The sequence below is a fragment of the Comamonas sp. BIGb0124 genome (genome assembly GCF_003752175.1).
Taxonomy (GTDB): Bacteria; Pseudomonadota; Gammaproteobacteria; order Burkholderiales; family Burkholderiaceae_C; genus Comamonas_F.
Window position 1 is genome coordinate 88,930 of record NZ_RJVF01000010.1, and the last position, 24,120, is coordinate 113,049.

General features: G+C 61.1%; 19 protein-coding genes. All 19 read left to right on the forward strand.

The genetic code is table 11. From position 1 onward, the window contains the following. Nucleotides 1–45: 45 nt before the first annotated feature. The 19 genes from pal (at nucleotide 46) to EC845_RS11130 (ending at nucleotide 24,113) form a co-directional block, all read left to right on the forward strand. Complete coding sequence (gene pal / locus EC845_RS11040) at nucleotides 46–567, forward strand: peptidoglycan-associated lipoprotein Pal (protein ID WP_123298165.1); 522 nt, start codon at nucleotides 46–48, stop codon at nucleotides 565–567. A gap of 118 nt (nucleotides 568–685) precedes the next feature. Beyond that, complete coding sequence (locus tag EC845_RS11045) at nucleotides 686–3,805, forward strand: UDP-N-acetylmuramoyl-tripeptide--D-alanyl-D-alanine ligase (RefSeq protein ID WP_158615680.1); 3,120 nt, start codon at nucleotides 686–688, stop codon at nucleotides 3,803–3,805. Nucleotides 3,806–3,964: 159 nt separating this feature from the next. Next, the gene (locus EC845_RS11050; protein WP_123298167.1) at nucleotides 3,965–5,851 is read left to right on the forward strand and encodes a peptidase domain-containing ABC transporter; all 1,887 of its coding nucleotides are present in this window, start codon (nucleotides 3,965–3,967) and stop codon (nucleotides 5,849–5,851) included. After that, the gene (locus EC845_RS11055) at nucleotides 5,848–7,173 is read left to right on the forward strand and encodes an HlyD family type I secretion periplasmic adaptor subunit (RefSeq protein WP_123298168.1); all 1,326 of its coding nucleotides are present in this window, start codon (nucleotides 5,848–5,850) and stop codon (nucleotides 7,171–7,173) included. The genes EC845_RS11050 and EC845_RS11055 overlap by 4 nt, the downstream gene beginning before the upstream one ends. A gap of 32 nt (nucleotides 7,174–7,205) precedes the next feature. Then, nucleotides 7,206–9,248: a TolC family protein gene (locus EC845_RS11060; protein ID WP_148077289.1), complete on the forward strand. Its 2,043-nt coding sequence runs from the start codon at nucleotides 7,206–7,208 to the stop codon at nucleotides 9,246–9,248. Nucleotides 9,249–10,088: 840 nt separating this feature from the next. Beyond that, complete coding sequence (locus EC845_RS11065) at nucleotides 10,089–10,283, forward strand: Flp family type IVb pilin (RefSeq protein ID WP_123298170.1); 195 nt, start codon at nucleotides 10,089–10,091, stop codon at nucleotides 10,281–10,283. Nucleotides 10,284–10,332: 49 nt separating this feature from the next. Beyond that, a complete protein-coding gene (locus EC845_RS11070; RefSeq protein WP_123298171.1) occupies nucleotides 10,333–10,854 on the forward strand; it encodes a prepilin peptidase in 522 nt (173 codons plus the stop codon). A gap of 66 nt (nucleotides 10,855–10,920) precedes the next feature. Next, a complete protein-coding gene (gene cpaB / locus EC845_RS11075; RefSeq protein WP_123298172.1) occupies nucleotides 10,921–11,946 on the forward strand; it encodes a Flp pilus assembly protein CpaB in 1,026 nt (341 codons plus the stop codon). A gap of 110 nt (nucleotides 11,947–12,056) precedes the next feature. Then, entirely contained in the window at nucleotides 12,057–13,457 is a 1,401-nt protein-coding gene (locus EC845_RS11080) for a type II and III secretion system protein family protein (RefSeq protein ID WP_123298173.1), read from the forward strand. Nucleotides 13,458–13,517: 60 nt separating this feature from the next. Then, nucleotides 13,518–14,816: a fimbrial protein gene (locus tag EC845_RS11085; RefSeq protein ID WP_158615681.1), complete on the forward strand. Its 1,299-nt coding sequence runs from the start codon at nucleotides 13,518–13,520 to the stop codon at nucleotides 14,814–14,816. Continuing rightward, nucleotides 14,800–16,158, forward strand: a complete 1,359-nt coding sequence (locus EC845_RS11090) for a CpaF family protein (protein WP_123298175.1) — start codon at nucleotides 14,800–14,802, stop codon at nucleotides 16,156–16,158. Before EC845_RS11085 ends, EC845_RS11090 begins: the two co-directional genes overlap by 17 nt. Then, nucleotides 16,151–17,113: a type II secretion system F family protein gene (locus EC845_RS11095; protein WP_148077290.1), complete on the forward strand. Its 963-nt coding sequence runs from the start codon at nucleotides 16,151–16,153 to the stop codon at nucleotides 17,111–17,113. The genes EC845_RS11090 and EC845_RS11095 overlap by 8 nt, the downstream gene beginning before the upstream one ends. A 13-nt stretch (nucleotides 17,114–17,126) precedes the next feature. Continuing rightward, a complete protein-coding gene (locus tag EC845_RS11100; RefSeq protein WP_123298177.1) occupies nucleotides 17,127–18,083 on the forward strand; it encodes a type II secretion system F family protein in 957 nt (318 codons plus the stop codon). A gap of 152 nt (nucleotides 18,084–18,235) precedes the next feature. Next, nucleotides 18,236–19,102, forward strand: a complete 867-nt coding sequence (locus tag EC845_RS11105) for a tetratricopeptide repeat protein (RefSeq protein WP_123298178.1) — start codon at nucleotides 18,236–18,238, stop codon at nucleotides 19,100–19,102. Continuing rightward, on the forward strand, nucleotides 19,099–19,590 hold the full coding sequence (locus EC845_RS11110; protein ID WP_123298179.1) for a DUF3613 domain-containing protein: 492 nt from the start codon (nucleotides 19,099–19,101) through the stop codon (nucleotides 19,588–19,590). The genes EC845_RS11105 and EC845_RS11110 overlap by 4 nt, the downstream gene beginning before the upstream one ends. 26 nt (nucleotides 19,591–19,616) lie before the next feature. After that, entirely contained in the window at nucleotides 19,617–20,135 is a 519-nt protein-coding gene (locus EC845_RS11115) for a TadE/TadG family type IV pilus assembly protein (RefSeq protein ID WP_233598032.1), read from the forward strand. Further along, entirely contained in the window at nucleotides 20,132–20,620 is a 489-nt protein-coding gene (locus tag EC845_RS11120) for a TadE family protein (protein WP_123298180.1), read from the forward strand. Before EC845_RS11115 ends, EC845_RS11120 begins: the two co-directional genes overlap by 4 nt. Before the next feature lies 1 nt (nucleotide 20,621). Next, nucleotides 20,622–22,700, forward strand: a complete 2,079-nt coding sequence (locus tag EC845_RS11125) for a pilus assembly protein TadG-related protein (RefSeq protein WP_123298181.1) — start codon at nucleotides 20,622–20,624, stop codon at nucleotides 22,698–22,700. A gap of 18 nt (nucleotides 22,701–22,718) precedes the next feature. Continuing rightward, on the forward strand, nucleotides 22,719–24,113 hold the full coding sequence (locus EC845_RS11130; RefSeq protein WP_123298182.1) for a sigma 54-interacting transcriptional regulator: 1,395 nt from the start codon (nucleotides 22,719–22,721) through the stop codon (nucleotides 24,111–24,113). The last annotated feature ends 7 nt before the right edge of the window (nucleotides 24,114–24,120 follow it).

A 24,120-nucleotide genomic window follows, 5' to 3' on the forward strand; every position in this document is an offset into this window, starting at 1 on the left:
CCGGGCCGGCTCGGCCGACAACGTTTCATATCAAGGAGTCACACCATGAAACCTATTTCCAAGCCTTCGCTGGCACTCATCGCTGCGGCGATGGTGCTGGTCGGCTGTGCGTCCAAACCGCAAGACGGACAGGACAGCACCGCCTACTATTACTCCAGCGGCAAGCGTGCCCCGTCGTCGGCAGCCGTCACGCCCGTGACGGTCCCTCCGGCCAATACCGGCACGGGCGGACCTGCCAATGTCGCGCGCATCATCTATTTCGATTTCGACAGTGCCGAAATTCGTCCGGAGTACCGCAGCGTGGTCGAAGCGCATGGCAACTACCTGCGCAGCAACCCCCGCAGCCAGGTGCTGCTGACCGGTCATACCGACCCCCGCGGTGGCGCGGAGTACAACCTGGCTTTGGGCCAGCGCCGGGCGCAGAGCGTCGAGCGCGCGCTGACACAGCAGGGTGTGAGCAACGACCGGCTCGAGGCAGTCAGCTACGGCAAGGAGCGTCCCGCATCCACCGAAGCCACCGAGAGCGGCTACCAGCTCAACCGCCGCGTCGAACTGGTCTATCGCTGAAGGGTCTCTTCCCATGTGGCCGGCCGAGGCAGAACGCCCTGTGGCACTGCTTGAAAGTCGCCTCCAGGCCTGCAGGGAGCACGTGGCAGCTCACTGCCACCCGTTGACGATACACGACTTGCCCGCTGTCTCGCTGTTTCTTTCGGTCGGTGAGAACGGGCAACGCGCTCACGTGCTGCACGCCGTGGCCGCCAACTTCGATGCCGCTTGGCGTCTGCTGATGAGCGGCTTCGAGCAGGCCTCCAAAGGCAACGACACGGCTACCCGCTGGGTGCATTTCCGGATCGACTGGGTCGTGGGCATCCGCACCATGACGCTGGGCAGCTTTGCCAAGCTGGCAGCCAAAGTCCGGCGTGGTCATTTCCGCTACGGCATCGCCTTCGACGACGCCTTTGCTATTGCGCTGACCGAACAGGAGCTCAACGCCAACGGCGTGCTGGTGGCCGACGATCAGAAAGCATGTGCAGAGCTCAACCGAGTCGCCTTGCAGCGCTATGCGCGTCATCGGTTCGGGCGTTTGCCTGTCCCTGTGCTCGCCGACACGCAGCGCAAGCTGCATGTACTCACGCTCGAGGGGCTGTACTGCGACCCCTACGGCGAACTGCATCGCCTGTTGCCGCGGGGCCCGGACACCGGTCGCCGCGAGGTCGCCCAGCTCGATACCGACCGGATCGGCGACATGCTGGGCAGCGTCGCCTCGTTCCTGTCGCGCTGCGTACGTGCCAATGGCCGCATCGGCGGCGGGTACCTGGCACGCACGGGACGTGAGCTCGAAGCGCCGACGGTTCGTGCGCAGGCCAGTGCGCTTCATGCCCTGGTCGAGGCCTGGGCGCTGTCGCGCGACGAGTCGCTCCGGTCCACGATCGAGCCGGCCCTCGACGGTCTGGTGACCCGCGGGGTGCGGTCGTTCCGTCTGGCTTTCGGGCAAACGGTTTCTTACCTGGTAGAGCCCAGCGGCCACATCACGCTCGCGGGCAATGCCATGGGCATACTGGCCTTGGTGCGCCTGTGCGAGGCAACGGGCGAACGCGGTCACTTGCCGCTGCTCGAGAACCTTGCGGCCGGCATGCTGTGCATGCAGGATGCGCAGACCGGGCGCTTCGACCATGTGATCTCGGCGCGCGACCTGGCGGTGGTGGATGTCTTTCGCCATGTCGAATACGACGGCGAGGCGATCCATGCGCTGCTCAAGCTGTACGAGCTCACGGGCGAGAGCCGCTGGCTGTCCGCAGCGGAAAGTGCTTTCGACTACGTCATCGACCAGCGCTACTGGCAGCACCACAGTCCGTGGCTCAGCCGTGCCGCCGGCGTGTTGACGCGCTTTCGTCCGCTCGAGAAATTCTTTCAGTTCGGCGTGCGCAATCTGCCCGATTTCGAGGCCACCGTCCGGCCGGGTGTACCGGCTTCGCCGGCCATGCTCGAGCTGGCGCTGGCCGGTCGACAGCTTGCCGAAAGACTGGCCTTGCTGCCGGCCATGGGGCATCTGCTGCAGCAGCTCGACGGCGAGCGGCTCTATGCCGCCATCGAGCAGCTCGCGCACGGCCTGCTCAACCAGTTCATGTGGCCCGAGATGGCCATGTACTTTGCCCATCCGGAGGCAGTCGCCGGGACGTTCTTTTCCAGGCGCGACGATTTCCGTGCGAGCACGGGCGAGGCGGATGCAGCCATCCGCGCGCTGGTCTCGTACCACGCCCACCTGGCCTTGCGCGAGAACACCGGGGGGCATCCGCCCACAGAGGGCACAGGAGACGACATGCATACCCCGCCCGCCAGTACCATGGGCCTTGCCAAACCCACGCCCATCTTCAAGGCCATGTTCGAGCGTGTCTCGCAGCCGCCGGGCCTGCAGTCCGGTGGCGCCTGGACGGCCGAGATGGTGGCTTCGGCGACCGAAGGCCGCTGGGTCGTGTCCCCACCCGAGGGATGGCGTGTCAGCGGACTTGCGCTCTCGGCCGATGCATGCAGCCCCAACCGCATGGCGGTGCTGCGGGGCGCCACGGACAGCATCGGCATCGGCGCCCTGGCGCTCGAGCGTCTGGTGCCCATGAGCGGGGCCCTGCTGACATCGGATGCCGCCGGCGTGCCGGCTGCCAGCGTCCCCGTTCCCGTCCTCGAGGTCGGCGACACCGCCATGGCCGTCATGCGCCTGGGCTCCTATGCGCGAAGCCGGTTCTTCGGCGACGTGGTCGGCGTGACGGGCAGTGTCGGCAAGACCACCATGGTCGCGATGCTGGCCGAAGCCCTGCGTCCGCTGGGAGGCGCGGGTCATACCCACAGCCAGACTTCCATGCCGCTGGGCATAGCCGCCGACATGGCCAGCATGCCGCAGGACGCACCGTGCTGGGTCATCGAGATGGCCGTCGACAGCATGCTGCTCAATGCGCAACTGGCTCGCCCCACCGTCGCCATCGTGACCAGCGTGGCGCCGGCCCACCTGTCGCACTACGGCACGGTCGAACGCATCGCCCGCAAGAAAAGCGCGATCTTCGGACACATGCGGCTGGGCGGCCATGCCGTGCTCAGGCGCGACATGCCTCACTACCGCGTGGTCGAGCGTGCGGCACAGGCGCGTGGGCTGCATGTGATCTCGTATGGCGACCACGACGAAGCCGATGTCAGCCTCATGGTCGCCGGCAACGGGCAGGTGAGGGCCGTGGTACAGGGCGAAGAGGTGAGTTTTCAACTGGCCTTGCCGGGCCGCCACATGGCCGTGAATGCGCTGGGCGTGATCGCCACGTTGCTGGCCCTGGAGCTGCCGCTCGATGCCGCGCTGCAGCAGTTCGCCCACATGCAGCCCTTGCCGGGCCGGGGCCAGCGTTTCGGCGCTGCGTTGCAGTCGGGCGGCCAGGCCACGGTCATCGACGATGCGGGTTCGGCCAGTCCCGAATCCATGAAAGCGGCGCTGGCCCTGCTGGCCCAGGCCCCCTGCGCGCCCAGCCAGCGCGTGGCCGTGCTGGGCGACATGCTGGACCTCGGCGTCGAGGCCCAGCGCTACCACCTCGAGCTCGAGCAGGATCTGCTCGAGGCCGCTGCCGGTCGTGTCTTCCTGTACGGCAGTCTCATGCGTGCGCTGCACGAGCGCTTGCGCGAGCACACGCCTTCGCATTGGTTCGACAGTCTCGACAGTCTGTCGCGGGCGCTCGAGCAGAACCTCCATGCGGGCGATTGGGTGCTGGTCAAGAGCTCGGCCGCCACCGGTCTGGGAACCGTCGTGGATCGTTTGCGCAGCGCTTCCTGATCGGTTTGCCGCGTGGCGCCGGGCCCTTGCAGCAAGGCTCCGGCGGCTCGCGGCCGGCCATGCATAAAAAAGTTCTCATTGACAAAACCCTCCCATAATCCTCGCAGCCTGTTGGTCAATCGTGTGTTCGCACCTTTAGTTTTTCCCGGTTGAAAGCCCATGATCAAGTTCCTCATGCCCCGTCAACTGGTGGCTCGCCAACCTGACGATCCTCAGGCCAGTCCCTATGCCGCGGCCATGTCGCGCGCCTTTCGGGCCGCCTCGCCCTTGCTGCGGCGAGCGGGATGGTGGTCGATTCCCATCAGCCTCTTCGGGCTGCTGCCGTCCATCTTCATCCTGCAGGTCTACAACCGCGTGATCTATCGCGGCGGCATGGCCACGCTGACCGCGCTGGTCGCCGGCGTCCTGTTCTTCCTGGCGCTCGAGTTCTGGTTTCGTGTGCGGCGGGCCAGGGCGCTGCGCGACGCCGGCGCCATGATCGATCACGACGTCACCAAGGCGCTGCTCGGCAGCATGCTCAACCGGCCGCTGCGCTCGCTCGAGGCGAGGCCGTCGACGGCCTGGTTCCAGCTCTTCCGCGATGTGGGCGCCGTGCGTGCCACCATCACCGGCGGCCTGGTCGCTGCCGTGTTCGACATGCCCATGGCGCTGTTCGCGCTCATCGTCATCGGTGTCGTGGCCTTGCCGGTGCTGCCGGTGGTGATCGCCGCGCTGGCCATCCTGTCCTTCCTGGCCTGGTGGTGGGCCGACGAGGTTCGTGCCAAGCGGGTCGACGAGACCGGTCATGCACGCGATCTCGACAAGACCACCTCGGAAATCTGCCGGGCCCGCGAAACACTCAAGACCCTGGGCCAGGACGAGGTCGTGAACAAGATGTGGCAGCAGAGCTACAACACCTGGCTGACCGAGAGCTTCAGCAAGAACGGCCAGATCGAGAACGCGCGCGAAGGCACGACCGTGCTGCTGACCGTGTTCTCGGTGGTCGTCATCACGGTCGGTGCGATCGGCATCACGCAGCAATGGATGTCCATCGGCAGCCTGATGGCCATCAACCTGCTGGCCGGCAAGGCGCTGGCTCCGGTGGCCCGGCTGGCCTCGAGCTGGCGCTCGCTGGCGCGTGCCTCCGAAGCCGCCATCCGTCTCGAAGAAGTGCTGGCCGAGCCGGTCGAGCGCTCGTCGGGTGGACTGGCCCTGCCCAAACCGCGCGGTCATCTGCGCCTGAACGGCGTGACCTACCAATTCCCCGGCGCCGCCAATCCGGTGCTCGAGAACCTCAACCTCGACATCGGCCCCTGCGGGCTGCATGTGGTGGTCGGGCGCAACGGCGCGGGCAAGTCCACGCTGATCAAGCTGGTGGCCGGCCTCTACGCGCCCACGCATGGCACCGTCAACATCGACGAGTACGATGTGGGGCAGTTCTCCCGAACCGAGATGGTGCAGTGGATCTCGATCATGGCGCAGGAGGTCTACTGGTTCAGCGGTCCGCTGATCGAAGCCCTGCGCCGCACGGCTCCCGAAGCGGCCGACGACCAGATCATCGGTGCATGCCGGCTTGCCGGTGCGCATGATTTCATCTCGCGCTTGCCTGCCGGCTATCGCACCGACGTGGGCGAGGCGGGGGCCGGGCTGTCGGTGGGCCAGCGGCGCAAGCTGGCCCTGGCGCAGCTGTTCCTGCGCAATCCTTCCGTGCTCATCCTCGACGAACCCAGCAACGACCTCGATTTCGAAAGCGAGACCAACCTGCTGGCCGCTCTCAAGGGCGTGGCGCGCACGCGGACCGTCATCGCCGTCACGCACTCGTTGCGTCTGGTGTCGGTGGCCGATCAGGTCTATCACGTCACCGGCGACGGATCGGTGGTGCAGGGAACGCCCTCGGTCATGGTGCCCAAGCTGTTCGGCGTCAGGCGCCCCGTGGCCGCCAGCAGCCCGGAGGCCGACGACACCCGTCTGCCCGCCGCCTCGGCCGCCGCCGCATCGCCTGCATCCGTGGCCGGCGCCCCGGCCGCCGTGGCACCCCTCACTCCCAACATCTCTGCCGCATCATGAGCAAGACGCCCGATCTGCCCCAGGTCCTGCTGAGGGACAACCCCGAACACGTGCGCAAGCCCAAGGATCCGAAGCGCCAGCGGCAGGTCCGCTGGCTGGTCGGCGGTATCCTGGTGCTCGGTGTTTTCGGCCTGTTCTTCCCGGTCGAGAACGTGGTCGTCGCGCCCGGCCGCATCATTCCTTCGGATCGCGTCAAGGCCGTGCAGCATCTGGAAGGCGGCATCGTCACGGCGGTGAACGTGCAGGAAGGCCAGCGCGTGCAACTGGGCCAGCCGCTGGTCACCATCGACCTCGGCGGCAACAGTCTCAACCTCGAGGAACTGAGCGCACGCAACGCCACCCTGCAGGCCATGCGCGTACGCCATACCGCCGAAGTCGAAGGCAAGCCGCTGCTGCTGGCCGATTTTCCGAAGGAGATGGACGGCGGTGTGGTGCGGACCCAGATGGGCGCCTACAACGCACGCATGCTCGAACAGAAGGGCATCGAGGCCGGTGCCGTTTCCTCGCTCGAGCAGGCGCGCAGCCAGGGCCTCGAGCAGCAGGCCAAGGCGCAGGGCCTGCAGCAGCGCCTCACCATGTTCCAGAAGGAACTCGACATCTCCGAACAGCTCGGCCAGGAAAAACTCATCGGCCAGCTCGAAGTTCTGGAAAAACGCCGCCAGGTCGAATCGGTGCGCAGCGAGCTTGCCGTGGCGCGGCAAGTCGTGATCTCCGGGCGCGCCGCGGTGAACGAGTCTCAGGCGAGGGTGGCCGAGTCGCGCGGCGCCTTCCAGCGCAAGGCCTCCGACGACCTGGCCGATGTCGAACGCCAGCTCGCCAGCCTGACCGAAGACCTCTCGCGTGCACGCAACCAGCGCGAACGCACCACGGTGGCCGCGCCTGCGGCCGGCATCGTCAAGGGCCTGCGCAATCCCAGCCCCGGCTGGGTGGTCAAGCCGGGTGAACAGATCATGGAAATCGTGCCCGACGAAGACAGCATCCTGGTCGAAGCCCAATTGAGCCCGAACGACCGTGGCTACGTCAGCGTGGGACAACAGGCCAAGGTCAAGATCACCGCCTACGACTTTTTGCGCTATGGAACCGTTGACGGCGAAGTTACACTCGTGGCCGCCGATGCCGACCGTGACACCAGCAAGCCGGACTCGCAGCCCTTCTATCGATTGCTCGTCAGCACCAAGACCGATCACGTGGGCCGCCCCGACAACCGCATCACGGCCGGCATGGAAGCAGAAACCGACCTCGTTGTAGGTCATGAGCCTTTCATCTGGTACATGCTGCGGCCCGTGCTGCGTGTCAAGAATGAGGCCTTTAGGGAGCCCTGATGTCCGGACGTTTGTACAAGTCTTCTCTTTCCATGCCCCGCTGGTTGGGCTGGTCTTCCCGTCTGCCCGCGCATCTCTTGCTGTGCGCCGGCAGCATGATCTGTGTGTCGGCCTGGGCCGATGGCAGTGCACCGGTCGGCACAGAGGGCGCTGCCGTCAGCGCCGAATCGACCGCACCGGCTGCTTCGTCCGCACCCGTGGCCACACCCGCCGTCCAGGGACGCACCCGTGTCGTGCTGGTGCGCCGCGCCCAGTCCGAGCCGGCTGCCGGGGTGGCCGAACCGTCGGCCGTCACCCCCGCGCCGGTCGTCGTCTCCGACGCGATGCCCGCGGGCCAGACCAGCCTGCTGGCGCAAGCCGCGCCGACGACCGCCACGGTGCCTGTCGTTCCTGTTGCCCCTGTCGCGCCGGCCGCAACGGCCAGCCCGACGCTCGCGGCCCCCGCCACCCCTGCCGCTGCGGCGCCTGTGACCGAGCCGCTGCCCGCGACGGCCACGCCCGCCGTGCCTGCCACCGGCTCGGCATCGACCGCGCCTGCGGCACCGCTGCAAAGCACCCGCCAGCTCTCGCCCCAATCGCAAGGCTCGGTGGCCTATACCCGCCAGATCAAGGAAGCCCTGGTCGACGCACTCAGCACCCATCCTGACGTACTGACCGCGCTCTCCGAGCTGGAAACCAGCAGCTACGAAGTCGAAGCCGCCCGCCAGCAGCGTTTCCCCCGCTTCAAGGTCGGTACATCCGTCGGCAATACCGATGCCGGTACCGCCTCGGGCAGCCAGAGCTATAACGCGCTGTCGGCCGATGCCCGCATCACCGTGCTCGACGGCGGCTCCATCGGCGCTCGCGTCGATGCCGCCAAGGCCGGCAACCAGGCCATCGACGAAGCGTATGTCTCGGCTCGCCAGCAGGTGTTGCTCGACTCGCTGACCGCCTACCTGCAGGTGCAGCGTTTCGATCTCAAGCGCAAGGTCGCCGACCGCTCCAGCGCCGTGCTCGACGAAATCGCACGGGTCGAGGAACGCCGTGTCGACCTCGGTGCCTCGGGCCGCAGCGACTACCAGATGACGCTGGCACGCCGTGCGTCGTCCGCTGCACGCCAGAGCGAATTCGAATCCAAGCGCATCGATGCGCTGGCCAAGTTCGAAAGCTATTTCGGTTTCCAGCCCAACGCCGAATACATGCCCGCCACCACCACGCCCAGCCAGTGGTCGCTGGCCACGCTCGAAGACGCGCTGCAGGCGGCGTCCAACAACAGCGTCGAGCTGCGCGAGGCCCAGTTGCTCATCGACCAGGCCAAGGCCGGCGTGCGCGAAGCCGAAGGCGGCCGCTGGCCCACGCTGGATGCCGTCGTCGCCAAGACCAAGGACAAGGACCGTGTCGTCTACAGCGACGGCACGCGGGTGGGTGTGGAAGTCAACTGGAACTTCGGCACCGGCTTCGAACTGCAGCGCAAGGTCAAGGTCGCCCTGGCCAAGCAGTCCGCGCAAGAGGCCAAGTACGAATCCGTGCGCCGCAACGTGCAGCAGCAGACCTTTGCCGTGTGGGGCCAGACCAGCGCCATGCGCGAACGCGAAGCCCGCCTGCGCGAAGCCGCCGATGCTGCACGCGAAGTGTTCGAAGGCCGCCGCCGCCTCATGGAATTCGGCCGCGAGACCCTGCCGCAGGTGCTGGACGCCCAGATCGACTACTACACCGCGCTGCAGGACTACGTCGACGCCGTCTACGACACCCGCATCAACGATCTGCGCCTGGCCCGCACCACCGGCTACCTCGACATGCTGCCCGGTCAGCCTGCCGACTGGCTCGACAGCTATTTCACCGGCCAGGATCTCGTCGGCCTGTCCGCTCTGATGGCCCGTGCCGAAGTGCCGAGCTGCGCCGATGCCGCACCGGGTGCCTGCCCGGCTGCACCTGTCGCCGGCGCTGCAGCCCCCGCTGCCGGCCCACGCAACCCTGCTGCCAACGGCAATGGTTCGAAAAAGGTGTCCGCGCAGGCCCAGTCTGCTGGCAAGAAGGCCCAGAGCGCATCGTCGCCTACCGCAGTCGCCGCGACACAAACCGCATCCGCGCCCTGACGCGGGCTTGCCAGGCGAGCTCCGCGCGGGCGTGGACACATCCGCGCCGGGCTCCACCCACTTTGTGATTCGCGTCGATGGGGCCGACTGAGGAGCCCCTCCGACTTCAGATCGATCGATGTCCGCCGGGAGGCGCGACATCCGACGCCAGACACGGCCCGAGCGGTCGTGTCATTCATCTCCCTCGCTGGATCTGCCTGCGCCAAGGCAAGGGTCATCGGCTTGCATTGCAAGCCTCTCGAAGGCCCGCAGCAGCCCTTCTGGGGCCGCATCTCATCCCCCCGGCAATGTCCCCGCGTTACGGTAACAGCGTGTCCCGATCGCCCATCGCCGCGTGCGCTGATCGCTCCAATCGGGCTCATCGCACGCTTCGGGCTTTGTTTCCGACATTCGAATGCCCTGTTTTTTGGCAACCGAGCAAACAAACAGGTGTCGGGTTACGGGAACGCGACTGCACCGTTACGTAACGTGTAGCACATTCTTAATACTTTGGTGTGAATGAAAAGACCACCTTCTGTCAAAGGTTTTTACATCTTTGGGTGTCTTAGCCACATTTTTTTGACACACCAAATGAGAGTGAATCCGCGTAAGTCCTTGTTTTTAGGTGAAAAAGTCGATCAAGTGGTTACATCTTTGGTACTCAATTTGGGCTGAATGTGATCTTCGGTATTAATGCCTAAGTTTTTGAGCCCGTCTTTCTCGAAGTTGGCACGCCATGTGCAAGAACGCTTACATCAGGCGTAGGAGATTGCTGACCCGTGAGAGGTGTGATGCAATGGAATCACAGGGGAAGTGAAACCTGTGTCCATGATTAACTTTTTGACTGACTAGGGGATTGTTATGAAAAACGCTGTGATTCGTTTCCTGAAGGATGAAGAAGGCGCAACGGCTATTGAATATGGTCTGATTGCGGGTTTGATTGCTGTGGCTATTGCTGGTGCGCTGACAGCTCTTTCCGGGCAGTTGACCGGGTTGTTTGGTCGCATTTCAGGCGCCCTGCAAGGGGCAACTATTACTCCCACTACCACACAGTAAGATGGTTGATTTTTGAATTAGTTGGTTTGTGACGCGTCGCGAGTATTGAATGTTTATTCAGTTGTGGCTGGTTGCTGTCATTGCCTGTGACTTGCTTTGGCGACGCGTCCCTAATGGATTGGTTTTGATTGGTTTTTTGGGATGGTTCTTGGCTACAAGCGATTTTACTAACGTCGTTTTTTGGCTTGGGGCTTTGTCCGCTTTTCTAATTCTCCTTCCATTTTATATGATGAAATGGATGGGGGCTGGCGATGTGAAGTTCGGAATTGTTGCCGGGCTGTGGTTCGGGTTTTCATTCGATCTTTGCTGGGTGTGGATTGGTGGGAGTCTGCTTGCCGGACTGCACAGTCTGCTGAGCTACGCCGTCTCGGCGTTGCAAAGGCGAGTAGAGGTCAAGGGTGTGTTGTTGTCGCTTGGGCTGCATCGTTGGATAAACGCTGTGGATGATCAGCGCGACCAAATGAAATTGAATTTCTCCCTTCTTCGCAATGAGAAAAGTAATATTAAGAGGGTTGTGCCTTATGCTGCGTATATGGCAATAATTGCCTTTATTTTGGTAATTAAAAATTGAAATATGGGTTGAGTGACAAGTTTGTTGTTGCTTTTGCTGTTCGAGGGCTTTTGAGGGGATGTCCTAATGAATAAGACCAAAGTCCTGGCTGCTTTTTTGATTGTGATGGCAATACTATTGGCTGCTGTTGCCTGGATGTTGTCCCGGCAGCCCACGCCTGCCGCGCCATCGGCAACAGTGTCCACTCAGCATGTTGTTCCCGCTGAATTATTCCCTGTTGTGGTTGCTGCCAAGAGCATTCAGGCTGGCCAAATTATTGGCGAACCTGACCTGAAAGTCAGTCAGCTTCCTACTCGCATTCCTGGTTCTTATGCCAAGATTTCTGAAGTGACTGGTGCTGTTCCTATGGTCGATCTGACTGTGGATGTTCCTGTTTTCACCCAGCAATTGGTCCAAGGGTTTTCCACGCGTGTAAACGAAGGCGAACGCGCAATTTCTATCAAAGTTGACGAAGCCATGGCCGCTGGTAATCGAATCCAGCCTGGCGATTTTGTCGATATCTATTTCACGTTGGATCAGCAAACTGTAGGTAATCCATCTTCGGCATCCAGTGCCAATGCACAAGCCAACAACATCGATCGCCAGACGCGCCTGCTGCTCGCTCGCAAGCGTGTGCTGGCTTACGGTACAACGTCTGTCGAAGGGCCGGATGTACCGCGTGACCAAAACGACACGCCGCGCGCCGCGCGCAGTTCGCAACGTGTCGAAGCCGCCCGTACCGCCGTTCTTGCCGTGCCGTTGGCAGACATCGAACGCCTTTCGCTCGGCGAGCAGTACGGCAAGCTGACACTCGCACTGCGTAACCCCACCGATACAGCCGAGCCGGATCCGGCCTTGTTTGCTCAGTTGCCCCCGGCACTGACACCTGTCGTTGCACCGGGTCAGAAAACGCCGCCCACCTTGCAGGGTCTGGATCGTGCCTATGCCGGTCTGCGTTTCGAAGATCTTGCGAAAGGTGGCGGAGAGCCTCGAAAACCGCCAGCCCCGCCCAGACCCGTCGTGCGAGCGGCCTCGGGCGGCGGTGCGGCCGCCAGCACCACGACGCAGGTCGAAATTCTGCGCGGCGGGCAGTCACAAACCGTCCGTTATTGATTGTCGAGATGTTCCGGCCCCCGCGGTGCGTGCATGCACCGGGAGGCCTTCAGTTGTTGTTGGACCGGTGATCCGGTCAGCGTTCGAGAATAATCAGAGGGGTTGTCAACATGAGCTTAGCCAGCGTCACGCAACGTCGTATCGCGAACCGCCAGCATGGCCCGCTCCGGTCGCCGTTCTCATCGGGCCTGGTGCTGAGGCGCTGGATTGCCGGCCTGTCTTGCCTGAGCCTGGTGGCAGGGCCCACCGGCTTGGCCCATGCCCAGGTGGGTGGCGCTTCGACAGGTGCGTCGGCGAATGCAGGCAGCAGTTCGTCGACGCCCCAGACGCTCAGCCTTTCGCCCGGCATGCAGCAGGAGCTCATCGTCGACGCGGGCGTCGAGCGCATCGCCATCGGTGATCCGAATGTGCTGGATGTGAATGTCACACGACAGGCCCGCGGCAAACAGGCCGCTGCACTGCTGCTCACGCCCAAGGTTGCAGGTCTGACCACGCTGACCATCTGGCCGCGCGGAGGCGGCCAACCTGTGGTGCATCAGGTCAGCGTGCGCGGACGAAGCCTGACTCTGGATCGTAGTTTTGCAACCATGCCCGAGCAAGCCAGCGCAGCGGCAGCAGCCAAGGTGCAGGCGGGGCAGGGCGGTGTGCTGAACGACCTCTCGACCGTGGCTGTCAAAAGCAACACGGTTCAAGTCGACGTCAAGGTGGTCGAGTTCAGCCGCAGCATGCTCAAGCAGGCGGGTATCAATCTGTTCCGTAGCCGCAGCAGCTCGGGCTTTGGTTTTGGTGTGTATCAACCTGGCAGCACCCGTGCCAGCACGGAAACGGGTCCCATCAGTTCGGCGTTCAACCTGCTGATCGGTTTTGCCACGCTGGACATGAACATCAGCATCATGGAAACCAATGGCTTGGCCCGCGTGTTGGCCGAGCCTTCGCTGGTCGCTCATTCGGGCCAGAGCGCAAGTTTCCTGGCCGGTGGCGAACTGCCGATTCCGGTCTCGGCTGGCGATGGCCAGACCAGCATCGAATACAAGCAGTTCGGCATTTCGTTGCAACTCACACCGACGGTGCTTTCCAACGAACGCATCGCGCTCAAGGTCGCCCCCGAAGCCAGCGATCTGGACTATGCCAACGCCGTCACGCTCAATGGCATCTCGGTGCCCGCGTTGGTCACCCGGCGTGCAGATACCACGGTCGAGTTGGGCGATGGCGAGAGCTTTGTGATCGGTGGATTGGTCAGCCGCACAACGGCCTCCAACGTCGACAAGGTGCCCCTGCTCGGCGACCTGCCCATCATCGGCGCGTTCTTTAAATCGCTCAACTACACCCAGGACGAGAAAGAACTGGTCATCGTCGTCACGCCGCGCCTGATCAGTCCACTGCCGCCCGGCACCGATCTGGTCAACTCGCTGCCCGGTGCATCGAGCGAACGCCTCAACGGCAACGTATGGGGCAAACATGTCACCGGTTTTGCCGGTCCGCGGGCGCCGTTACCCGGCTTCTCGTACTGACAGGCAATGGCCAGAACCTGCAGCACATGAACAGGACCGGCCCCTATGCACGCACACCCTATGCTTGATATTCTTCAGACACCTGCAGCCGGCGCCTGGGGACCTTTTCTGTATGCCCACGGGGGACTGCCTGCGGCTGAGAACATGCTGCGTTCGCTCACCCGATTCGGTGTGACCGAAGCCGCGAGCCTGGATGTGGCTGCAGTCGTGGAGCGGCTAGACGCGCTGCGTCCCAACATCGTGTTTGTCGATTTTTCTGCGGCGCGCCTCGACCGCGCGGTCGAACTCGTCACGGCCGTTCGTGGCGCGCAACCGCAGATTCCGCTGGTTGCGGTAGGCAGTACGTCCGATGCGTCGGGGGCTCTGGCTGCCTTGCGCGCCGGTGTTCAGGAGTTTGCAGACGTGCAAGCCAGTGAAGCAGAGATGTCGGGCATGCTGCAGCGTATGTTGGGCGGGCAGAACAAGCCCGTTAACAGCAAGGCCCGATCCGTTGCCTTGCTCGGCGCCCGCGCAGGGCTGGGTGTCACCACACTGGCGGCCAGCCTTTCGGTTCTGCTCAACGCCAAGGCGCATGGGCCCAAGGCCGAAACTGCATCGAACGGCAACATCAAGGAAGGTGTGGCATTGCTCGACCTGGGGTTGCCTGCGGGCGACGGCATGCTTTATCTGGATCTGCGCGGCGAGTTCTCGTTTGTCGATGCCGTGCGCAGCCTGCATCGTTTCGACCAGACATTGGTGCAGACAGCCTTCAGCCAAGTCGGATCGACCGGTTTGCGTGTCTTGCCTTTGCCGCAACAACTGGGCGAATTGCGCAACGTGTCGCATGCGGAATCCAGTGCGCTGGTCAGCCGGCTGCAGGCCTTCTTTGCCTGGCAGGTCATGGATCTGGGCGGGTTCTCCAATCTCGATTTCATGGCGCGTGTGGCACGCGAGGCGGGTGACATCTGGCTGGTCTGCGATCAGAGTGTGTCTGCCATCGTGGCGACGGCCGAGCTGGTGCGTGGATTGGCCGACCGAGGCGTGGAGGCGAGCCGGTTGAGCGTGGTCGTCAACGCCTACGACAGCCGGATCGATATCACCCCCGATCAAGTCGCTCAGCGTCTGGGGCTGGTGCTGGCCGGCCGCGTGCCCGAGCGCCGTGTGCCGCTGGTACAGGCTGCCAATCTGGGCAAGCTGCTGGTGCAGGAGCAACCGCGCGACCCCTATACCCAAGCCGTCAACGTGTTGATCGACAAGCTGCTGGCCGATGTCCAGCAGACCGATGGCGCCTTGACCGCATCGAATTCCGGCGACCGTCTGAGGTCGCTGCCCAAGTTCTCAAATCTTCTGAACCGGATCAGCCATGGCAAGCGAAATTGAATTCGCAGACGAAGCCGCACTGTCTCAACTCGAGTCGTCGGCACAGTTTCAGCAAGTCAAGAACCTGGCGCACGAGCATCTGCTCGCGCGCATCGAAGAACTGGGTGCGGAGTTCGGCCGTTGGTCCACTGCGGCCATCAATCAGTTCGTCACGCTGGAAATCGACAGCTTTGTGCGCTTGCACCGCATTCCGATGAACGAGTCGGAGATTCGCCATATCGCGCAGGCGCTCACGCGTGAACTCAATGGCTTTGGTCCCTTGCAGGAAGTGCTGGACGACCCTGCCGTGGAGGATATTCTGGTCAACGGCTACCAGAATGTTTACGTTTCGCGACGGGGCATTCTCGAGCGGGTGCACCTGCATTTCAACGACAACGAGCATGTGTTGCGCATCGTGCGCCGCATTCTCGCGCCCATCGGCCGACGGCTCGACGAGTCCAGCCCCATGGTCGATGCGCGCCTGCCCGATGGTGGCCGTATCAACGTCATCATCGAGCCGCTCGCCATCGATGGGCCCAGCGTCTCCATCCGCAAGTTTCGCAAAGACCCGTTGCGGCCCGACGAACTGGTGCAACTGGGCACCTTCAGCGAAGAGATGTGTGCCTTGCTGGACTATGCCGTCAAGGCACGCTGCAACATCCTGGTCAGCGGGGGGACGAGCTCCGGCAAGACCTCGCTGCTCAATGCGCTGGCGACATTCATTCCGCCCACCGAGCGGCTGGTGACCATCGAAGACACGGCCGAGCTCTCGCTCAATCACCCGCACGTGGTGCGTCTGGAAAGCCGTCCGGGCGGTTTCGACGGCACGGGTCTGGTCACGATCCGCGACCTGTTGCGCAACAGCTTGCGCATGCGCCCCGACCGCATCATCGTGGGCGAAGTGCGCAGCGGCGAAGTGCTCGATCTGCTGCAGGCGATGAACACCGGCCACGATGGCTCCATGGGCACCATCCATGCCAGCTCGCCGCGTGAATGTCTGTATCGCGCCGAGATGCTGGCGGGTTTCGCCGGCTTCCAGGGCAGCGAATCCAGCCTCCGCCGCCAGATTGCCAATGCGGTCGATTTCATCGTGCAGATCGGACGCATGTCCAATGGCCGCCGGCGCCTGGTTTCCATCACCGAAGTCACCGGCATGAACGACAACGTGATCTCCATGCAGGAGCTTTACCGCTACGAGCCCTTCGTGGGTCAGGACGGCCAGGAACACGACCGCTGGGTGTCGCTGGGCATCAATCCGCATTCGCCCAAGCTGCAGCGCTGGCGCCATCAGCAGCAGGGCATGCAACAGGCTGCGCAGAACAACCCGGCGGGTGGTGGTGGGCGAGGAGGACGACATGGCTAACAGCGTCGCTTTGGGTTTTGCCGCCGTGGCGGTGTTGCTGCTGGCCGGCGCCGTGTTGCTCTTGGGTCGTGCGGGTCAGCAGACACGTCGGCAAGAAACCGAAGCCCGCCTGGATCGCGGCATGGAGCCGCGCCTGTTCGGCCCCGGCGGTGCGATAGGTTTGCTCAACAACAGCGACTACGATCCGGCCGCCTATGCACGTATGCAGGAAACCACAGCCTGGCGCCGCTGGCTGATGGGCTTGCGTGGTGGTGCGCTGTGGGACATCTCCGGCAAAGTCATCTTGGTGGCTATCGTGGGTATTGTGGTGTTGGCGGCTGTCGGCTGGTTTGCAGCCGGCGGTTTTGGTCTGGTGTTCGCTTTGTTGTTGAGCGTCGGCATCACGGCGGTGGTGTTGTGGCAGCGTGCGCAGAAAAAGCGGCGCAGGTTGGTGGCCCAACTGCCGGTGTTTCTGGACAACATGGTTCGGCTTATCTCGATCGGTAACTCGCCCCATGCAGCATTCCAACTGGCTCTAGGCAACCTGGTAGAGCCCATCAAGACCTGCCTGGAGCAGGCGGGCAGCATGCTGCGGGCGGGCAAGGATCTTGATCATGCCGTAGCGCAGAGTGCCTATAGCTATGACGTCGAAGAACTCGATTTGGTCGCTGCTGTGCTGCGCATGAGCGTGCGTTATGGCGGGCGCGCGGATGTGGTTCTTGAACGGGTTGCGGACTACATCCGTGACCGTGAGTCGGCGGAGATGGAGCTGCATGCTTTGTCGGCTGAAGTTCGACTTTCGGCCTGGATTCTGGCGCTGCTACCTATTGTTGTGGGGGGCATGATTATCTTCATGAATGGCCAGTACTTCCAGCGTATGTGGGACGACAGCACGGGACGCACCTTGGTAATTGCTGCGGGCGTGCTCGAAGCGATGGGCTCCTTCATCCTCTACCGCTTGGCGCGGCTCAAGTAAGAGGCGCGAAGACATGAACGCAAACAACATGTTGATTTGGAGCATGGCTCTGCTTGCACTGGCTGTGCTGGTTATGGGTGGCGCAATGGCGTTGCGTGCGCATCGAAACGAACAGGCTGAACAGCGCATGGAGGCCGCCCTCAAGGCACGAAGTGGCGCGGTGCCGTGGAAGCCAGTTGATCCTATGGCCGACGATGACGGCTCGCAGCAAGAGACTTTTACGGTGCCGGGGCATTGGCTCAGCGGGAAGCTGGGGCAAGCGCTTTTAGCCGATGAGGATCGCAAACTTATCGACGTCTGTGGTACCGAGCCGGCCACAGGCCAGTCGGTGTTTTTTGTTGCGCGTGTGGTGCTTGGTCTGGGCCTGCCCCTAGTGGCTTTCGTATTGTTTAGAGAGAAAAGCCTTGTCTATCTCATGACTGCAGCCTTTGCTGCGCTTGCTCTCGGCATCATGATTCCCAAATGGGTGTTGCGCCACCTCGTCGCAAAACGTCGTGCACAAGTCACTGAAGAGCTTCCCTTGTTTGTCGACTTGCTGCGTCTGTTGCAGGGGGTCGGCTTGAGCATCGATCAAACCTTGCAGGTGCTCGCCAGCGAGTTCAGCAGTGTGCTGCAGGTTCTGGGTCGGGAACTCGGTATCGCCAATGCTCAGTATGTCAATGGACGCAGTCGAGCACAGTCCTTGAGGCGGTTAACGCTCATCTCTGACAGCGACGATGTGCGTGCCATCATCGCGTTGCTGATTCAAGTTGACCGACATGGGGGTGCTGTGCAAGAGCCCCTCAAGCAGTTCAGTATGCGGCTCCGAGAAAAACGTCAGGCACAGTTCAAAGAAAAGATCGGCAAGATCACCGTGAAGATGACGGGCGTGATGGTGTTGACCTTGCTTCCCGCGCTGCTGGTGATTACTGCTGGACCGGGTTTTGTCGCCGTCATTCGATCATTGAGTTCCATGGGAGGTGCGCGATGATTGATGCATTGAGGCATGTGACACATCGGTGCTGGGTGCTCTCGCTTGGATTGCGCACTCTACCCTTGGTAGCGGCTGTCGTGCTCTCCGCCTGCAGCTCACCCCCCAAAGGCTACGGCGTCTCCACCCGTAACTTGCCTCCTGCCGCGACCATGATCGCGGATCCTGCTCAAGCCGATACCACCACCACGGCCGAGAAAACCCGCGACACCTATCTTGATCTGATTCGTCAGATGCAGACCCAAGGTTTGTGGTTTGCGTCTCTCGCCCATATCGATGCTTTCGAGCTGAGCTATGGCACCTCACCCGATGCCCAGTTGATGCGCGCCGATGCGCTGCGCAACGCAGGCAAGATGGACGAAGCCATTGCCATCTACAAACAGATGACCAACGGACCGCAAGCCGCCCGAGCCTATCGAGGATTAGGCTTGGCCGCCGGGGCCAGACAAGATTTTTCGGGAGCAGCCCAGTTCTTTGCCCAGGCGCAGCGCCGCAACCCGACCGATGCCAGCATCCTGAGTGACCTGGCCTATGCCCACATGCGTGCCGGGCAGCTCGAAGCGGCCTGGGTTCCCATCATGCAGGCCGCCCAACTCACACCGCGCGATCCGCGAGTTCAATCCAATTTGGCGCTGTTCTACTACGCCCAGGGCGACAGCGCCCGAGCCGAGCAGGTTCTCAACGCCATGGCCAATGCGGACGACAGCACACGGGACGCTTTGCGGCGTACGGCGCAGCAGATCCGCGCACGCAGCGGTGGCGCCGAGCGGCCCAGTGATATCGGTCGCAGTGGTACCGGCAGCAGCAATGCGATTCGCCCTGTGACGGCCGCAGAAAACGGTTTGCCCACGAGCCATGCCACCGGTGCCTTGCTGGTACGCCGAACCGTCGGTGCTTCGCCCAGTGCTTTGCAGCTCACATCCGAAATGCCCGCCACACACGCGGTGCCCCGTGCTCAATCCCTTGCGGGCAACGCAACGCTCGGCCCCGTCAACTCAGTAGAGGAGTCCACGCCATGAACGTCTATCCATTCCCAGTCCAGTCTGCCCAGCGCAAGGTCGCAGTGGCTGCTTCCACTCTGTCGACCCTCGCCGCTCTCATCGTGGCTGCTCCGGATGCTCACGCCCAGCAGCCTGCACCGACAGACGTCGGCGCGGCAACCAGTCATGTTTCGACCGTAGCACTGCAAGAGGCCCCGCCGGCCGTGAGCGCTCAGCCACCAAGCACGGGGAGTGGATTGACCCTCTCCTCCATGCCGCCCATCGCCATTGCCCAGCCTACTTCCGCTGCTCCAGTGGCCAACCCGCCCCGCCGACCGGTCATTGGCGCCGCCACGGCTAATCTGCTGGCGCTGCAACGCGAATCGGTGGGCCGTGCACGGCCTGTGGCTGGTGATCAGGCTTCGTTGAGCTATGCGCGTTATTTGAAGAGTTTTGAATTTCCTATTCCCGAGAAGTATGAGTCCAACATCAAGGATGTGAAGCAAAGTGGCGGTGGCGGAAGCTAACTGATATTCAAAAGAATGATTTGATCATGTTGCGTCCATTCAGCTTAATGATCCCCGATAGCAGCCGCTCGCGCCGGCAGCTGGGGGCGTATGCGCTTGAATATGCATTGGTGTTCCCAGTCTTCTTTGTCATCCTGTACGCAGTAATTAGTTATGGATTGGTTTTTACACTGAGGTTGTCATTGCAACATGCTGCAGAGGAGGGGGCGCGTGCTGCATTACGTTATGAGGCGACTGGTGCAAGTCGCTTGGAAAATGTCACACTAGTAAGTCAAAATTTTCTTTCCGGTTGGTTGCCATCATCTAGTTATACCGTCAGTCATCAGATATGCAGGCGGGATGCTCCGACGGTATGCTGGAGCGGGACCGGAACTCCAATTGTTTGCACCGGTGTTGATATCGCTCAGACCTGCTCGATCGAAGTTCAAATCGATTATGACTATCGAAGTCGTCCTATTGCGCCTTCTTTGCCTGGTTTTGGTCTGATTTTTCCAGATGTATTGACGGGTAAAGCATCGGTGCTATTGGAGAGGGTCAGTTTATGAGTTGCTCGACCATAAAAATGCCCAAAGCCTCTTTGCCAACGTGCAAGGGTGTTGCAGCAATTGAGTTTTCTCTTGTGTTTCTGATTATTTTTGTTATTTTTTATGGCTTGGTGACTTTTGCTGATGTATTTTTTAAGATGCAAGCGGTCTCTCGCGCTGCGGAGGATGGCGCGCGATTAGCGCAGAGGCTCATGGTAGGGAACGCTGTCACTCTCTCGAATGTGCAGAAAGACTCGGTGGTCGCTCTGGTGCAAGAGTCGCTTGCCCAGTCGTCTTTTACGCCCGGAGCCAATCTTGCGGAGAGGTTGACTTGGGTTAGGGCGAACTCAGTGGTGGTCAGAAGCTCTCTGGATTCGAGGATTGTTGAACTTAGATTCGAATACGGAAAAAATCGCCTGTTGCCATATATACCTCTGGCTGATATGTCTGGTTGGCTATTGAAAAATGATTCCGTTATCACTGTGAAGTCTGCTTGGAGTGCTTGAAATGATGCATGAAAAGTTTCATTCGATGGCCACGGCAAGGCGGCAGCGTGGGTCTGTGATCGTTAATGCGGCAATTGGGTTGCTGGTTTGCGTGGTTATATTGGGTGCCGTGCAGATTGGTTATTTATTTTATGCCAATCGTGAACTCCAGCGTGCAGCGGATTTTGCCGCTCTGGCGGGTGCTCGTGCTCTAGAACTGAATGGGCGAACTGCCGCCGGATGTACGGCTGCAGGCGTTGCGGTGGGGAGTGGTTTGACGAATAACAAGGTTTTGGGTGTTACTGCCACCGCTGCTGGGCCTTACTGTGGTACTTGGGCTGAGGCATCTGCTCAAGACATGCGATTCAATGCGAGTTCTGCCCCCTACAACGCGATTAGAGTGGTTGCAAGTATTACGCCGGTTGTCTTGGTTCCTGGTATCGAAAGTACAACTTTGACAGCAAGGGCTGTAGCCCGCATCGGTGCGGACTCTGCTGCTTTCTCGGTCGGCTCTAAGTTGGTGGATGCAAATCCGAAAGCTCCATTGTTTTCAGTTCTTAAATTTGTCGGTGCTGATATTGGGAAGCTGTGCGTAGGATGTTATGACGGATTGGCTTCGGCATACGTCACGCCTGCAGGGTTGTTGAGTGCACTCGAAATACCTGTTACTGCCAATTTAACGGCTGGAGGTCTTAATGATCTACTGGTTGCGGAGCAGATCAAAATTGGCGATTTGGTGAATGCTGCAGCTGAAATCGTTGGCCAGAATAACTTGGTCAGATTGCAGGCGGAGGTGCTGTCGCAGTCTGTGAAGATCATTAATTCTAATGGTATTCCAATCAATGTAAAGATCGAGGATCTTCTGGTGCAACTGGGTTCGTCTGATCAGGCTGGCCGTGGTCTCTTTGCACAAATAACCAGCGCCAATCCCATGAGCGCATTGGATGCAAATGTTGATGTTTTGAGTTTGGTGACATCGGCGATTGCGGTTGGAAATGGGAATAATGCAGCAAGCGTCGCTTTGTCGGTTCCTGGGCTTGGTATCAGTGTTGAATCAAGAATTGTCGAGCCGCCATCGATTGCGATTGGCCCTGTGGGTGTGACTGCTTATAATTCTCAGGTGCGGACCAAGATCAGTGTCAGCAGTGAAGACAGCATTCTTTCGGCTGTACTTAAATTACTCTCAACAAAGATCAATGTTCCACTGATTATCGATGTTGCAAATTCTTATGGCACTCTCGATAGCATCAATTGCAATGTCTCTCCGCCCCAAGCCACGATTGCTGTCACCACATCTGTCGTCAATGCATGTGCCGGAAATATTGATACCGGTATTCTTTGGTCCAAGGCAAAAATATGCGAAGCTAGCAACGTTGGGAATACAAATTTTGTGACTGTTGCGGGTGTGAATTTATTAAGCGGAAAAGCGGTTTTGCCGCTGTTGGCTCAGCCTAGTCCTGAGAATGTGACCTTGGTGGCAGGGGAGTCTAAGGATACAACCCGGAATCAACTGGCGATTGGGACGACCGTGAAAAATACGGTTGATCAATTGTTGAAATTGGTTGTGAGCGGTCTCGGAGCATCCAATAGTCAGTCGGCGGTTCGGATAGATAATGCTACTTTGGCAGGGAAGTTGGCTAAAGACTATTTGGTGAAGAATTCATATAATGTGGCTAACACAAAGAAGAATTTAGTCAGCGATGGCGTGGACTGGAATCGGCCTGGTTTCTTGGGGCTACTCAGTTCTTCAATGGTAGATGAGTGGGAACACAATCTAAAAGGTTGTACAACGCAACTCTGTAAAGAGCAAGGGTTGACGGCCTCACTTCAAACTGCAAATACTGGGGGGCTGCTCGGAAATGTTTTGGGCGGACTTGTTAATTTGGTTGCAGGAATACTTAACCTGGGAACAGGAAGCGGAGGGACGCCGTTGTTATCGGTAGTGATTGGCCCTATTCTAGAAATTCTGCAAAAATTATTAGATCCAATCGGAACAACGCTCGCCAATGGCCTGCTTGGCGGCATCCTTGGACTGGATATTGGAAAAGCCACGGTGCATGTTCAAAGTCTGAGCTGTGGACGTCCCGAGTTGGTCTACTAGTCATATTTCCATTTATTCATGCGTACCCCCCTCAACCTCGATGAACTAGAAATCTACGTCTGGGAAGGCTCAGCCGATATCGCCGAGCGTGTCGAACGCTGCATGGCCAGCCTGGACGTGCAGGTCATGCGCGCCGACGGCGTGGTGTTTTCTGCGGTTCAGGACATCAGCAACACGGCGATTGCCGTGATCAGCGTCTCGGTGCTCGAAGGCGCCCAATTGACGCAGCAGAGCATCGAGGGCAGCTATGGCATGCCGGTGATCTGGGTCGCGGCGAGCGGGCGCGAGCGCGAGAAGAAAAGCGGTTTTGCCGCCGAGTATTCGCATGTGCTTCCCTACGACTTCACGGGTGCCGAGTTGCGCGCCATGGTGGTCCGCGTGGTGCAGCAGATGCGCGCCAACACCGTGCGGCAGGTGCAGACCAACGACCTGATCGCCATCGATGCCTGCATGATCGAGCTGCTCAAGGAAGTCGACGTGTATGCCGACTGCGAGCACAACGTGCTGATCTATGGCGAGACAGGCGTGGGCAAGGAGCGCGTGGCGCAGCGGCTTCATGAAAAGCACACCGGGTATTGCCAGGGCCCGTTCGTGGTCGTCAACTGCGGCGCCATTCCCGATGGTTTGTTCGAATCCCTCTTTTTCGGCCATGCCAAGGGCGCCTTCACGGGCGCGGTGGCGGCACACAAGGGCTATTTCGAGCAGGCCAACGGCGGCACCCTGTTCCTCGACGAGATCGGCGACCTGCCGCGTTACCAGCAGGTCAAGCTGCTGCGGGTGCTCGAAGAGAGTGCCGTGACGCGGGTGGGCGCGACGACCTCGACGCGTCTGGATTTCCGGCTGGTGGCGGCAACCAACCGTCCGTTGCGCGAGATGGTTCAGATCGGGGATTTCCGGTCGGATCTGTTCTTCCGGCTGGCGGTGATCGAGCTCTACGTGCCCTCCCTCGAGGAGCGCGGCGACCAGGACAAGATCGCCATCTTCCGGTCCATCGTGGGCCAGGTGGTGGGCGAGGACATCATGACCACCGTGGGCGATCCGCCGCTGTGGCTGCTCGACACGGTCGGCCGCATGCGTTTCCCCGGCAATGTGCGCGAGCTGCGCAACTTTGCCGAGCGCGTGGGCGTCATCGTGCGGCAGACGGGCGCCTGGAATGTGGAGACGGTGGTCAAGCGCATGCTGGCCATCAGCGGCGAGTCGCAGCCCGATCTCGCACCGGTCGAAGCCGTCGACAGTGCACGCCGCTCATGGGACATGGCCGAGCGCAACAAGATCATCAATGCGCTCGATGCCAACGAATGGCGGCGCCAGAACACTGCACACTACCTGGGCATCAGCCGCAAGGTGCTGTGGGAAAAGATGCGCAAGTACCAGATCGTCGACGGCGAGCCGCAGACGCCGTTGATCAATTGACGGGGGT